Source organism: Pseudomonas salomonii, from assembly GCF_900107155.1.
GTDB lineage: Bacteria > Pseudomonadota > Gammaproteobacteria > Pseudomonadales > Pseudomonadaceae > Aquipseudomonas > Aquipseudomonas salomonii.
The window spans coordinates 204,930-219,222 of sequence record NZ_FNOX01000004.1 but is presented as its reverse complement, the minus strand read 5'-3'; the positions used below and the strand labels follow the sequence as shown (position 1 = coordinate 219,222).

The window sequence follows — 14,293 nt, the reverse complement described above, 5'->3', positions numbered from 1 at the left end:
GGCTTTTTGTGGGTGCGCTACAACGGCTTAGCCGTTGAACACATCATCCACGCTTTGCAGCGGGTAGTGCTTCGGATACGGCAGGGTAGCCACACCGGTCTCGATGGCGGCTTTGGCCACGGCATCCGAGATCAGGGTGATCAGGCGCTTATCCATTGGTTTCGGGATGATGTACTCACGACCGAATGCCAGCGGGGCACCACCGTAGGCATCGCACACGTCCTGAGGTACCGGCAGCTTGGCCAGTTCGCGCAGGGCGTTGGCGGCAGCCACTTTCATCTCTTCGTTGATGCGCTTGGCGCGAACGTCCAGGGCACCACGGAAGATGAACGGGAAGCCCAACACGTTGTTGACCTGGTTCGGGTAGTCCGAACGGCCGGTGGCCATGATCACGTCGTTGCGAGTGGCGTGGGCCAGCTCAGGCGAGATCTCCGGGTCCGGGTTGGAGCAGGCGAACACGATCGGGTTGGCCGCCATGGACTTCAGGCCTTCGGCGCTCAGCAGGTTCGGGCCGGACAGGCCAACGAACACGTCGGCACCGTCGAGGGCGTCAGCCAGGGTGCGCTTGTCGGTAGCGTGGGCAAACATCGCCTTGTACTGGTTCAGATCGGTACGCTCGGACTGCACAACGCCCTTGCTGTCGACCATGAAGATGTTTTCAAGCTTGGCGCCCATGCTCACCAGCAACTTCATGCAGGAGATGGCGGCAGCACCAGCACCCAGGCAGACGATCTGTGCGTCAGCCAGGGTTTTGCCGGCGATTTCCAGGGCGTTGATCATGCCGGCCGCAGTAACGATTGCGGTGCCGTGCTGGTCATCGTGGAATACCGGGATGTCGCACTGTTCGATCAGGGCCTTTTCGATCTCGAAGCACTCAGGTGCCTTGATGTCTTCCAGGTTGATGCCACCGAAGGTGATGGAAATGCGCTTTACGGTGTCGATGAAAGCTTGTGGGCTTTCGGAGTCGACTTCGATGTCGAAAACGTCAATGCCGGCAAAGCGCTTGAACAGCACGCCTTTACCTTCCATGACTGGCTTGGACGCCAATGGGCCGAGGTTGCCCAGGCCGAGAATCGCGGTGCCATCGGAAATCACTGCAACCAGGTTGCCTTTGCCGGTGTACTTGTACGCCAGTTCAGGGTCGCGGGCGATTTCACGTACGGGCTCGGCAACGCCAGGGCTGTAGGCCAGCGACAGGTCGCGGGCAGTGGCAGTGGCTTTGGTGAGCTCTACACTCAGCTTTCCTGGACGAGGATGGGCATGATATTCGAGAGCGGCAGTTTTCAAATCAGACATATCGGCATTCCGCTTTTACTGTTGGTCGACGGACCGCCGAGGATACGCGTGTGAGAAAGTCCCCACAAGACTGGTCAGTCACTCCCGTCAAGGGCCGTGCACTAAGACTTTCGGCCAAGAGCCACGGGATATAAGGGTTTAACTGTTCACAATCGAGATAAAAAATGTCTACAATTTTTTATTAAAATTGCTTTGAGTGCAGCACAATCAAATCGCAGGTGCAAAAAAGGCGCCCACAAGGGGCGCCTTTTTAACAGCTTGCAAAAACCCTGAGGGCTTTTGAGCCTTACTCTGCAGCAGCAGGCTTCTTGCCGAAAGCACCAAAGCGATCTGCGAAGCGCTGTACACGGCCGCCGGTGTCCAGAGTTTTCTGCTTACCGGTGTAGAACGGGTGGCACTCGTTGCATACGTCAGTACCCAGTGGCTTGCACAGGTTCGAACGTGTTTCGAACTTGTTGCCGCAGCTGCAGGTTACTTCGATAGTTTCGTACGCTGGATGGATATCGGCTTTCATGGTGACTTCCTCGGGCTAGCGTGCCGCCACTCGACACTATTGTCGAATACCGCACGTAATTAGGCCGCGGATTCTACCAGACCTTTTTAAACGCGCAAGCGGCGCCTCCCGTGGTTTACCCACATAAAAGCCCCTTTCATCAGAAAAACCTCGGCATACCCAAGGCTGCCCCTGTCTGCTAGGCTCCCGCCCCTGCGCCACCGCCTGCCTTTATATGAGACTCCCCGCGTGCCCGACGCCATTTTGCGCCTAGCCCTGCCCTCGCCCCTGCGCCGCCTGTTCGACTACCGGGCCCCGGCCGGCGTGTTGCGGGCGCAGTTGCAGCCAGGCATGCGCGTGCGCGTGCCGTTTGGCCGTCGCGAGATGATCGGCATTCTGATCGAAGTGGCCGATCACAGCGAAGTCCCTGCCGAAAAGCTCAAGCCGGCCCTGGCCATCCTCGATGCCACGCCACCGCTGCCGCCCGCGCTGTTCAAGCTATGCCTGTGGACCGCCCAGTATTACCAGCACAGCCTCGGCGATACCCTGAGCTGGGCGCTGCCGGTGCTGCTGCGCCAGGGCGAGCCGGCTGAAGCACGCCAGGAGCGTTTCTGGTCGATGGTGCCCGGCGCGCGCCTCGATGACCCGCGCATCGCCCGCGCCCCGCGCCAGCGTGAAGCCCTCGCGACCCTGGCCCAGCACCCCCACGGCGTGGCCCACCAACTGTTAAGCAAGCTGATGCTCAGCAAAGACAGCCTCGACCTGCTGCTGGCCAAGGGCTTGGTGCAGGTGGAAATCCGCAAGCACGCGCCGGACCCGCGCCACGACCATTGGCTGGCCCAGCCGGAATTACCGCTGAACCCCGAGCAACGCGCCGCCTATGAAGCCATTCGCGCAGGTTTCGACAGTTTCCACGCCTTCCTGTTGGCCGGTGTCACCGGCAGCGGCAAGACCGAAGTGTATTTGCAGCTGATCCGCGAAACCCTGCAAGCCGGCAAGCAGGCACTGGTGTTGATCCCGGAGATCAACCTGGGCCCGCAAACCCTGGCGCGCTTCGAACAGCGCTTCAACGCCCGCATCGCGCTGGTGCATTCGGCGGTCAACGACCGTGAGCGCCTGGAAGCCTGGCTGGCGGCGCGGGACGGCGAGGCCGACATTATTATCGGCACCCGCTCGGCACTGTTCACGCCGATGAAGAACCCTGGGCTGATCATCATCGACGAGGAGCACGACGGCTCCTATAAACAGCAGGAAGGCCTGCGTTACCACGCCCGCGACCTGGCGCTGGTACGCGCGCGCCAGGAAGACATCCCGATTGTGCTCGGCTCGGCCACACCGTCCCTGGAAAGCCTGCACAATGCCTACACCGGCCGTTATGGCCTGCTGCGCCTCAATGAGCGCGCAGGCGGCGCCAAGCAACCACGCTTCCTGCGCCTGGATGTAAAAAGTCGCCCGCTGGACAGCGGCATTTCCGGGCCGATGCAGCAAGCCATCGGCCAAACCCTCGCCGCCGGCCAGCAAGTTCTGGTATTTCTCAACCGTAGGGGCTTTGCGCCGACACTGCTGTGCCATGACTGCGGCTGGATGTCCGAGTGCGAACGCTGCGATGCACGCATGACCGTACACCAGCGCCACGGCGAACTGCGCTGCCACCACTGCGGCCATGTGGAGCGCGTGCCGCGCCATTGCCCACAATGCGGCAAAGTGGATTTGCGCCCTGTGGGTGCGGGCACCGAACGCGCCGAGGAACGCCTGGGCATTCTGTTTCCGGATTACCCGGTGCTGCGCGTCGACCGCGACAGCACTTCGCGCAAAGACGCGATGAACCAGCTGTTTGCGACCATCCAGAAAGGCCAGCCGTGCATCCTGATCGGCACGCAGATGCTCGCCAAAGGGCACCACTTCCCACGGGTCACGCTGGTGTCGATCCTGGACGCCGACGGGGGTTTGTTCTCCGGCGACTTCCGCGCCAGCGAACGCATGGCGCAGTTGATCGTGCAGGTGGCAGGCCGTGCCGGGCGCGCCGAAGAGCCGGGCAAGGTGATTATCCAGACGCACCTGGCCGACCATCCTTTGCTGATTCAGCTGACAGAACAGGGCTACTTCGCTTTCGCCGAACAGGCCCTGAGCGAACGCCGCTCCGCCGGCCTGCCGCCGTTCGCACATTTGGCACTGTTGCGCGCTGAAGCGCACAAGCCAGGGCAGGCCGAAAGTTTTCTCGACGAGGCCTGCAGCGCCGCCGAACGTTTGCTCGGCGAATTGGGTCTGACCGGCATCGAATTGCTCGGCCCGGTGCCCGCACCGATGGAGCGCCGCGCCGGGCGGTATCGCGCTCAGCTACTCTTGCAGGCAACCTCCCGCGCACCGCTGCATCGGCTACTAAGTAGCTGGATGCTTGCCCTGGAGCAAATGCCCAGCGGCCGCCAAGTGCGATGGTCGTTGGATGTGGACCCGGTAGACCTGTATTGACTGCAAAATCACAATCGCAGGCAAGCCAGCTCCCACATTTTGAAATGTGAACACCTTTAAATATGGGAGCGGGCTTGCCCGCGATGAGGCCCGCAGGTCTACCAACCTGTCTGAACGGTTGGCAAGCCCGCCCTCGCCACGGATAATGCCCAGTTTTTCCACCTGCGCATCGCGCGCCGCCGCTTGCGGTCGAAAGAGAACACCATGAAAGACACCATTCGCCAGCTGATCCAACAAGCCCTCACCCAACTCGTCAACGAAGGTGTGTTGCCTGAAGGCCTGTCGCCGGCGATCCAGGTGGAAAACACTCGCGACAAGACCCATGGCGATTTTGCCAGCAACATTGCGATGATGCTGTCCAAGCCCGCCGGCATGAAACCGCGCGACCTGGCGGAGAAAATCATCGCCGCGCTGCCGACCGACGAGAGTGTGACCAAGGCCGAAATCGCCGGCCCGGGCTTTATCAACTTCTTCCAGAACACCCAGGCCCTGGCTTCGCGCCTGGACGCGGCCCTGGCCGACGCCAACATTGGCGTGCGCAAGGCCGGCGAAGCCCAGCGCGTGGTCATCGACCTGTCGGCGCCGAACCTGGCCAAAGAGATGCACGTCGGCCACCTGCGCTCCACCATCATCGGCGACGGCGTGGCGCGGGTGCTGGAGTTTCTGGGTGACGACGTGATCCGGCAGAACCACGTGGGCGACTGGGGCACCCAGTTCGGCATGCTGATGGCCTACCTGCAGGAAAACCCGATCACCAGCAACGAACTGGCCGACCTGGAAAACTTCTACCGCGCCGCCAAAAAGCGCTTCGACGAATCCGAAGAGTTCGCCGACCGCGCCCGTGGCCTGGTGGTCAAGCTGCAAGCCGGCGATGAAGATTGCCTGGCGCTGTGGGGCCGTTTCCGTGAGATTTCGCTGTCGCACTGCCAGGAAATCTACAAGCTGCTCAACGTGAAGCTGACCATGGCCGACGTGATGGGCGAAAGCGCCTACAACGACGACCTGATCAACGTGGTCAACGACCTCAAGGCTGCCGGCCTGTTGGTTGAGAGCAACGGCGCGCAGTGCGTGTTCCTCGAAGAATTCAAGACCGCCGATGGCGAGCCGCTGCCGGTGATCATCGTCAAGGCCGACGGCGGCTACCTGTACGCCACCACTGACCTGGCAGCCGTGCGCTACCGCAGCGGCGTGCTCATGGCCGACCGCGCGCTGTACTTTGTCGACCAACGCCAGGCCCTGCACTTCCAGCAGGTGTTCGAAGTGGCGCGCCGCGCAGGCTTCGTCACCCACCCGATGCACATGGAACACATGGGTTTTGGCACCATGAACGGCGCCGATGGCCGCCCGTTCAAGACCCGCGACGGCGGCACCGTGAAGCTGATCGACCTGCTCAACGAAGCCCAGGAGCGTGCCTACAACCTGGTGAAGGAAAAGAACCCGGAGTTGGCCGAGGCCGACCTGCGCAACATCGCCCGCGTAGTGGGCATTGGCGCAGTGAAGTACGCCGACCTGTCCAAACACCGCACCAGCGACTACAGCTTCAACTTCGAACTGATGCTCAACTTCGAAGGCAACACCGCGCCGTACCTGCTGTACGCCTACACCCGTGTGGCCGGTGTGTTCCGCAAGCTGGGCAAGGATTTCAGCGAGGTTGAAGGACGGATCGTGCTGGATGCCCCGCATGAACAGGACCTGGCGGCCAAGCTGGCGCAGTTCGGCGAAGTGCTCAACAGCGTCGGTGAAAAAGGCACGCCGCATATCCTCTGCACGTATTTGTACGAAGTTGCCGGCCTGTTCTCCAGCTTCTACGAGAACTGCCCGATCCTTACGGCCGACGACGACGCCCAAAAGCAAAGTCGCCTGCGCCTCGCCGCACTGGCTGGACGGACCCTCAAGCAAGGCCTGGAACTGTTAGGCCTGGAAACCCTGGAGCGTATGTAAGTTGGCTGCCAAGAAAAAACCTGCACCCAAGCGCGGCGCCAGCCGCTATCAGGCACCGGCGAAGAAGCCAATTCCGGGCTGGCTGTGGATGGCTATCGGCCTGGCGGTCGGCGCGTTTGTGGTGATCCTGATGAAACTGGAGCCCGGTAAGGGCGATGACGTCAAACGGGTCAAGCAAGAACAGCAGAAAGCCACGAAAATGGCCGAAGCCAATAAAACAGCGCCAAGCCCGACCGCACCCGTGAAGCCGAAATACGACTTCTACACGCTGTTGCCGGAATCGGAAGTGATCGTGCCTCCGGACGCCGTGCCGGAGAAAACCCTGCCGACGCCGCAAGTGCCGACCACACCGGTGACACCAGCGGAAGCGGCGAAAATCGACACCGCACGCGCTCAAGCCGCGTTGGCCGGTATCACTCCGCCGCCACCGCCACCGGTGGCGACCACCAAGGCGGCGCCGGTAACCAAGTTCTTCCTGCAAGCGGGCTCGTTCCCGAAACAGGCGGATGCGGATCGTGTGCGTGCGCAGATCATTCTGTTGGGCCAGTCGGTGACGGTAGAGTCCGGCACGGTGAAGGATGCGACCTGGTATCGCGTGTTGGTGGGGCCGTTCAGTAACCGTGAACAGCTGACCGTGGCGCAGAAGCAGCTGGCGGGTGCAGGCTTTAGCAATCTGTTGTTACAACAACGCCAGAGCCGTTGAGTCTCTGAGCATGATCGTTCCCACGCTCCGCGTGGGAAGGCCGCCACGGACGCTCTGCGTCCGCTTTGTGACGCGGAGCGTCACAGGATGCGTTCCCACGCAGAGCGTGGGGACGATCATTTCGCATAAACACCACTCGTCCGCACACACGTCCTACGGTTGAAATCCCCCCCGCCACCCCCATATGAGATTCCATCAGGGCATTTTCGCCCCGCTGCGTGGAGACTCTCCCCTTGACCACCATCGTTTCAGTACGTCGCCACGGCAAAGTCGTCATGGGCGGCGACGGCCAGGTTTCCCTGGGCAACACCGTGATGAAAGGCAACGCCAAGAAAGTGCGTCGCTTGTACCACGGCCAGGTGCTCGCCGGTTTCGCCGGCGCCACTGCCGACGCCTTCACCCTCTTCGAACGCTTCGAAGGCCAGCTGGAAAAACACCAGGGCCACCTCGTTCGCGCCGCTGTCGAACTCGCCAAAGAATGGCGCACCGACCGCTCTCTCAGCCGCCTGGAAGCCATGTTGGCGGTCGCCAACAAAGACGCGTCCCTGATCATCACCGGTAACGGCGATGTGGTTGAACCCGAGCACGGCCTGATCGCCATGGGTTCCGGCGGCGGCTACGCCCAGGCGGCAGCCAGCGCCCTGTTGAAGAAAACCGACCTGTCGGCCCGCGAAATCGTCGAGACCGCCCTGGGTATCGCCGGCGATATCTGCGTGTTCACCAACCACAACTTCACCATTGAGGAGCAGGACCTCGCCGAGTAAGCCGTAGGCTTATTCCGCTTGAGGCCGCCAAACACTATGTCCATGACTCCCCGCGAAATCGTCCATGAACTTAATCGCCATATCATCGGCCAGGACGATGCCAAGCGCGCCGTTGCCATTGCGCTGCGTAACCGCTGGCGCCGGATGCAACTGCCCGAAGAACTGCGCGTTGAAGTAACGCCCAAGAACATCCTGATGATCGGGCCGACAGGCGTGGGTAAAACCGAAATCGCCCGACGCCTGGCCAAACTGGCCAATGCTCCGTTCATCAAGGTCGAGGCCACCAAGTTCACCGAAGTGGGCTATGTAGGCCGTGACGTCGAGTCGATCATTCGTGACCTGGCCGACGCCGCCCTGAAAATGTTCCGCGAACAGGAAGTCACCAAGGTCAGCCACCGCGCCGAAGACGCCGCCGAAGAACGCATTCTCGATGCCCTGCTGCCACCGGCACGCATGGGCTTTAACGAAGACGCCGCGCCAAGCTCGGATTCCAACACCCGCCAGCTGTTCCGCAAGCGCCTGCGTGAAGGCCAGCTGGACGACAAGGAAATCGAGATCGAAGTGGCCGAAGTGTCCGGCGTCGACATCTCCGCACCGCCTGGCATGGAAGAAATGACCAGCCAGTTGCAGAACCTGTTCGCCAACATGGGCAAGGGCAAGAAGAAAAGCCGCAAGCTCAAGGTGAAGGACGCGCTGAAGCTGGTGCGCGACGAAGAAGCCGGGCGCCTGGTGAATGAGGAAGAGCTCAAGGCCAAAGCCCTGGAAGCGGTGGAGCAGCACGGTATCGTGTTTATCGACGAGATCGACAAGGTGGCCAAGCGCGGCAACTCCGGCGGCGTCGATGTGTCCCGCGAAGGCGTACAGCGCGACCTGCTGCCGCTGATCGAAGGCTGCACGGTGAACACCAAGCTGGGCATGGTCAAGACCGACCATATCCTGTTTATCGCCTCCGGCGCGTTCCACCTGAGCAAGCCCAGCGACCTGGTGCCGGAGCTGCAAGGCCGTCTGCCGATTCGCGTGGAACTCAAGGCGCTGACCCCGGGCGACTTCGAACGCATCCTCAGCGAGCCGCATGCTTCGCTCACCGAGCAATACCGCGAACTGCTGAAAACCGAAGGGTTGGGCATCGAATTCCAGCCGGACGGCATCAAGCGCCTGGCGGAGATTGCCTGGCAGGTCAACGAGAAGACTGAAAACATCGGCGCCCGTCGCCTGCATACGCTGCTTGAGCGTCTGCTGGAGGAAGTGTCCTTCAGTGCCGGCGACATGGCCGGCTCGCAGAATGGCGAAGCGATCAAGATTGATGCTGAGTACGTGAATAGCCACCTGGGCGAATTGGCGCAGAACGAAGACCTGTCTCGTTATATCCTGTAAGCCTCACTCAGGACCGCTTTGCTTTACTGTGGGAGCGGGCTTGCTCGCGAATGCGGTGTATCAGTATCAGATGTGCTGACTGACACACCGCATTCGCGAGCAAGCCCGCTCCCACATTTTGAAGCCGGTTCCTTCAGGATCATCGCCAATGTCGAAATTCCCTACTGCTGTAAATTTGCACAAAACCTCCAACACCCTCGGCCTCACCTACGGGCCGGACGAGGTGTACCAACTTAGCGCCGAACTGCTACGCACCCACTCGCCGTCCGCCGAGGTCCAGGGCCACGGCAAACCCATCCTGCAATTCGGCAAGCTCAACGTGCGGCTCACCAAGATAGAACCCGCCGGCCAGTACGCACTGAAATTGACCTTCGATGACGGCCATGACAGCGGACTGTTCACCTGGGACTACCTCTACCAATTGGCCGTGCGCCAGGAAGACCTGTGGGCCGACTACCTCGCCGAACTCAAAGCCGCCGGCAAAACCCGCGACCCGAGTGAGTCGGTCGTGCGGCTGATGCTCTAACTCAGGCGTCTTGCGCTTTAGAGGGCATTTTCTAATTTCATCTGCTTGAATGCCCTGTCGCGTGGTCAACGATTGGCCCGCTTGCGAAAAAAATTAAACTCGGGTAACCAATGGAACTGGCAAGTTCCCTGCATTTGACGATGCGGTATCAACGGTCACCCGAGTCGCAGTACCAGGCTGGTGTCGTGTATCGAAATTGGGTGCGCAGCAATCGCCGGTACTCGTCTTTCGGACAATGGAGCGTCGTAGATGAGTAACAAGAATAACGATGACTTGAAACGCCAGGCCTCGGAAAACACCCTGGGGCTGAACCCGATCATCGCGTTACGCAAAAAGGATTTATTGGCCTCAGCGAAGATGGTGCTGACCCAAGCCATCAAGCAACCGTTGCACAGCGTCAAACACGTCGCGCATTTTGGCGTGGAATTGAAGAACGTGATGTTCGGCAAGTCCGCACTGACCCCCGAAGGCGATGACCGTCGCTTCAACGACCCGGCGTGGAGCCAGAACCCGCTCTACAAGCGCTACCTGCAAACCTACCTGGCGTGGCGCAAGGAACTGCACGACTGGATCGGCGACAGCAACCTGTCGGAACAGGACATCAGCCGCGGCCACTTCGTGATCAACCTGATGACCGAAGCCATGGCCCCCACCAACAGCGCGGCCAACCCGGCGGCAGTCAAACGCTTCTTTGAAACCGGCGGTAAAAGCCTGCTTGATGGCCTGTCCCACTTGGCCAAAGACATGGTGCACAACGGCGGTATGCCGAGCCAGGTCAACATGGGCGCCTTTGAAGTCGGCAAGACCCTGGGCACCACCGAAGGCGCTGTGGTGTTTCGCAATGACGTGCTGGAACTGATCCAGTACAAGCCCATCACCGAGCAGGTGCACGAGCGCCCACTGCTGGTGGTGCCGCCGCAGATCAACAAATTCTATGTATTCGACCTGAGCCCGGAAAAGAGCCTGGCGCGGTTCTGCCTGCGCAATGGCCAGCAGACGTTTATCGTCAGCTGGCGCAACCCGACCAAGGCGCAACGCGAGTGGGGCCTGTCGACCTATATCGAAGCGCTCAAGGAAGCGGTCGATGTGGTCACGGCCATTACCGGCAGCAAAGACGTGAACATGCTCGGCGCCTGCTCCGGCGGCATCACCTGCACCGCCCTGCTGGGCCACTACGCGGCGCTGGGGGAGAAGAAGGTCAACGCCCTGACCCTGCTGGTGAGTGTGCTGGACACCACGCTGGACACCCAGGTGGCGCTGTTCGTCGACGAACAGACCCTGGAGGCGGCCAAGCGCCACTCCTACCAGGCCGGCGTGCTGGAAGGCCGTGACATGGCCAAGGTGTTTGCCTGGATGCGCCCCAATGATCTGATCTGGAACTACTGGGTCAATAACTACTTGCTCGGCAACGAGCCGCCGGTGTTCGACATTCTGTTCTGGAACAATGACACCACGCGCCTGCCGGCCGCCTTCCATGGCGATTTGATTGAGCTGTTCAAGAACAACCCGCTGGTGCGCGCCAATGCCCTGGAAGTGTGCGGCACGCCGATTGACCTCAAGCAGGTGACCGCCGATATCTACTCACTGGCCGGCACCAACGACCACATCACGCCGTGGCAGTCGTGCTACAAGTCGGCGCAACTGTTTGGTGGCAAAGTGGAGTTTGTGTTGTCCAGCAGTGGGCATATCCAGAGCATTCTCAACCCGCCAGGCAACCCCAAGGCGCGTTACCAGACCAGTGACGGTTTGGCCGGCAAGCCGCTGGAGTGGCAGGAGAATGCCACCAAGCACACTGACTCGTGGTGGCTGCATTGGCAGGTGTGGCAGGCCGAGCGGTCGGGCAAATTGAAGAAAGCACCTACAAGCCTGGGTAATAAAGCCTATGCAGCAGCTGAGGCGGCGCCGGGTACTTATGTGCACGAACGATAAACGAAACACTGTTTTGTAGCTGGAATGCGGTCAACTGTGGGAGCGGGCTTGCTCGCGAAGGCGGTGTGTCAGCCACCGAATGCATCAACTGACACACTGCTTTCGCGAGCAAGCCCGCTCCCACATTGACCGAGTTCCGACAGGGAAATATCGCGCCATTTCGCAGGGTAAGCCCATGCCGCAACCGTTCATCTTCCGTACCATCGACCTGGATGGCCAGACCATCCGTACGGCGGTACGCCCGGGCAAGCCTCACTTGACGCCGCTGCTGATCTTCAACGGCATCGGCGCCAACCTGGAGCTGGTGTTTCCGTTCGTCCAGGCGCTGGACCCGGACCTGGAAGTGATCGCCTTCGATGTGCCGGGTGTGGGGGGTTCCTCAACACCCAGCGTGCCCTATCGCTTTCCCGGTTTGGCCAAGCTCACTGCACGCATGCTCGATTACCTGGACTATGGCCAGGTGAATGCGGTGGGTGTGTCCTGGGGCGGCGCGTTGGCGCAGCAGTTTGCCTATGACTACCCTGAGCGCTGCAAAAAACTGATCCTCGCGGCCACGGCAGCCGGGGCCTTTATGGTGCCGGGCAAACCCAAGGTGCTGTGGCTGATGGCAAGCCCCAGGCGCTATATCCAACCGTCCCACGTGGTGCGCATCGCACCGATGATTTATGGCGGCTCGTTCCGCCGCGATTCCAAACTGGCCGCCGAACATGCGAGCAAAGTGCGCTCGGCGGGCAAGCTCGGTTACTACTGGCAGCTGTTTGCAGGCCTTGGCTGGACCAGCATTCACTGGCTGCACAAGATCCGCCAACCGACCCTGGTGCTGGCCGGAGACGACGACCCGCTGATTCCGCTGATCAATATGCGCATGCTCGCCTGGCGCATTCCCAACGCACAGTTGCACATCATCGATGATGGCCACTTGTTCCTGATTACCCGCGCCGAAGCCGTGGCGCCGATCATCATGAAGTTTCTTGAAGAGGAGCGCCTGCGCGCGGTGATTCACCCACGACCGGCGGTGTAAGGACTACGCCGCCGCGCAACTTGCCAGGAACCGACTATGGTTCTGAATTGGCGTGCCTGTTGATGGCTTGACGAAGGAGTGTTGGCTCATGCGAGAAAGACCCGTGACGAACCCGGCGCCCACCCCTGCCGCGTTCATCAACGCGCAAAATGCGATCAGTGGCCTACGGGGCCGGGATTTGCTGGCGACCCTGCGCAGTGTCGCCAACCATGGCTGGCGCAACCCGCTGTACACCGCTCGGCACGCCCTGGCCCTGGGCGGCCAACTCGGTCGCGTGCTGCTGGGTGAAACCGTGCATGCCCCCAACCCCGCTGACAGCCGCTTCGCCGACCCGACCTGGGCGCTTAACCCGCTGTACCGGCGCAGCCTGCAAGCCTATCTGAGCTGGCAGAAACAAACGCGCGACTGGATCGACGACAGCTCGATGAGCGCCGATGACCGCGCCCGCGCGCACTTTGCCTTCTCACTGATCAACGATGCGGTCTCGCCCTCCAACACCTTGCTCAACCCGCTGGCCATCAAGGAGCTGCTTAACTCCGGCGGCAACAGCGTGGTGCGCGGCGTGAGTAATTTGTTTAGCGATTTGTTGCACAACAACGGCCTGCCCAGCCAGGTCAGCAAACACGCTTTTGAAGTGGGCAAAACGGTGGCAACGACCGCGGGCTCCGTGGTGTTTCGCAACGAGCTGCTGGAACTGATCCAGTACAAGCCCATGAGCGAAAAGCAGTACGCCAAGCCGTTGCTGATCGTGCCGCCGCAAATCAACAAGTACTACATCTTCGACCTCAGCCCGGCCAACAGCTTTGTGCAGTACGCCCTGAAAAACGGCCTGCAGACGTTTATGGTCAGCTGGCGTAACCCGGATGTGCGTCACCGCGAGTGGGGCCTGTCCACCTATGTGGCGGCGCTGGAGGAAGCGCTGAATGTGTGCCGGGCAATCACCGGTGCCCGTGAGGTCAACCTGATGGGCGCCTGCGCCGGTGGCCTGACCATCGCTGCGCTGCAAGGCCACCTGCAAGCCAAGCGCCAGCTGCGGCGCATCTCCAGCGCCAGCTACCTGGTGAGCCTGCTGGACAGCCAGATCGACAGCCCCGCCACCTTGTTCGCTGACGAACAGACCCTGGAAGCCGCCAAGCGCCGCTCCTACCAGCAAGGCGTGCTCGACGGCCGCGACATGGCCAAAGTCTTCGCCTGGATGCGCCCCAACGACCTGATCTGGAACTACTGGATCAATAATTACCTGCTGGGCAAAGAGCCGCCGGCGTTCGACATTCTCTACTGGAACAACGACAACACGCGCCTGCCCGCCGCGTTGCATGGCGACCTGCTGGACTTCTTCAAGCACAACCCGCTCAGCCACCCTGGCGGCCTGGAAGTGTGCGGCACGCCCATCGACTTGCAGAAGGTCACCGTGGACAGTTTCAGCGTGGCCGGCATCAACGACCACATCACGCCGTGGGACGCGGTGTATCGCTCCACCCAACTGCTGGGCGGCGAGCGGCGCTTTGTACTGTCCAACAGCGGGCATATCCAGAGCATCCTCAACCCGCCGGGCAACCCCAAGGCCAACTACGTCGAGAACCCGAAGCTGAGCAGCGACCCCCGCGCCTGGTATTACGACGCCCGTCACGTCGAAGGCAGTTGGTGGCCGCAGTGGCTTGCGTGGATCCAGCAACGGTCGGGCGTGCAGCGCGAGACCCTCACCGCCCTGGGCAACCAGAATTACCCACCGATGGAAGCGGCGCCAGGCACGTACGTGCGGGTGCGCTGAGCTCAA

The 14,293-nt window shown here is 61.2% G+C and carries 11 protein-coding genes; 9 read left to right on the top strand and 2 right to left on the bottom strand.

Features of this window, described 5'->3' with window-relative positions; genetic code table 11:
• Positions 1-27: 27 nt before the first annotated feature.
• Entirely contained in the window at positions 28-1,296 is a 1,269-nt protein-coding gene (locus BLV67_RS11065; RefSeq protein ID WP_056860619.1) for a malic enzyme-like NAD(P)-binding protein, read from the bottom strand.
• 286 nt (positions 1,297-1,582) lie between these two features.
• On the bottom strand, positions 1,583-1,810 hold the full coding sequence (gene rpmE / locus BLV67_RS11060; protein ID WP_017138574.1) for a 50S ribosomal protein L31: 228 nt from the start codon (positions 1,808-1,810) through the stop codon (positions 1,583-1,585).
• 228 nt (positions 1,811-2,038) lie between these two features.
• On the opposite strand from rpmE, the gene BLV67_RS11055 reads away from it, so the two are divergent.
• The 9 genes from BLV67_RS11055 (at position 2,039) to phaC (BLV67_RS11015) (ending at position 14,287) form a co-directional block, all read left to right on the top strand.
• A complete protein-coding gene (locus tag BLV67_RS11055; RefSeq protein WP_065930762.1) occupies positions 2,039-4,258 on the top strand; it encodes a primosomal protein N' in 2,220 nt (739 codons plus the stop codon).
• A 204-nt stretch (positions 4,259-4,462) separates the two neighbouring features.
• Positions 4,463-6,199 carry an arginine--tRNA ligase gene (gene argS, locus BLV67_RS11050; protein ID WP_069786790.1) on the top strand — a complete coding sequence of 579 codons (1,737 nt, stop codon included), beginning with the start codon at positions 4,463-4,465 and terminating at the stop codon, positions 6,197-6,199.
• 1 nt (position 6,200) lies between these two features.
• A complete protein-coding gene (locus tag BLV67_RS11045) occupies positions 6,201-6,902 on the top strand; it encodes an SPOR domain-containing protein (protein WP_056860622.1) in 702 nt (233 codons plus the stop codon).
• Positions 6,903-7,135: 233 nt separating this feature from the next.
• Positions 7,136-7,666, top strand: coding sequence for an ATP-dependent protease subunit HslV (gene hslV / locus BLV67_RS11040; RefSeq protein ID WP_010563201.1), 531 nt, complete (start codon positions 7,136-7,138; stop codon positions 7,664-7,666).
• A gap of 36 nt (positions 7,667-7,702) precedes the next feature.
• The gene (gene hslU, locus BLV67_RS11035; RefSeq protein ID WP_069786789.1) at positions 7,703-9,040 is read left to right on the top strand and encodes an ATP-dependent protease ATPase subunit HslU; all 1,338 of its coding nucleotides are present in this window, start codon (positions 7,703-7,705) and stop codon (positions 9,038-9,040) included.
• 148 nt (positions 9,041-9,188) lie between these two features.
• On the top strand, positions 9,189-9,566 hold the full coding sequence (locus BLV67_RS11030) for a gamma-butyrobetaine hydroxylase family protein (RefSeq protein WP_065930764.1): 378 nt from the start codon (positions 9,189-9,191) through the stop codon (positions 9,564-9,566).
• Positions 9,567-9,815: 249 nt separating this feature from the next.
• Positions 9,816-11,495 carry a class II poly(R)-hydroxyalkanoic acid synthase gene (phaC, locus tag BLV67_RS11025; RefSeq protein ID WP_069786788.1) on the top strand — a complete coding sequence of 560 codons (1,680 nt, stop codon included), beginning with the start codon at positions 9,816-9,818 and terminating at the stop codon, positions 11,493-11,495.
• A gap of 175 nt (positions 11,496-11,670) precedes the next feature.
• The gene (gene phaZ / locus BLV67_RS11020) at positions 11,671-12,516 is read left to right on the top strand and encodes a poly(3-hydroxyalkanoate) depolymerase (protein ID WP_017138580.1); all 846 of its coding nucleotides are present in this window, start codon (positions 11,671-11,673) and stop codon (positions 12,514-12,516) included.
• 88 nt (positions 12,517-12,604) lie between these two features.
• Positions 12,605-14,287, top strand: coding sequence for a class II poly(R)-hydroxyalkanoic acid synthase (gene phaC, locus BLV67_RS11015; RefSeq protein ID WP_069786787.1), 1,683 nt, complete (start codon positions 12,605-12,607; stop codon positions 14,285-14,287).
• Positions 14,288-14,293: the final 6 nt, after the last annotated feature.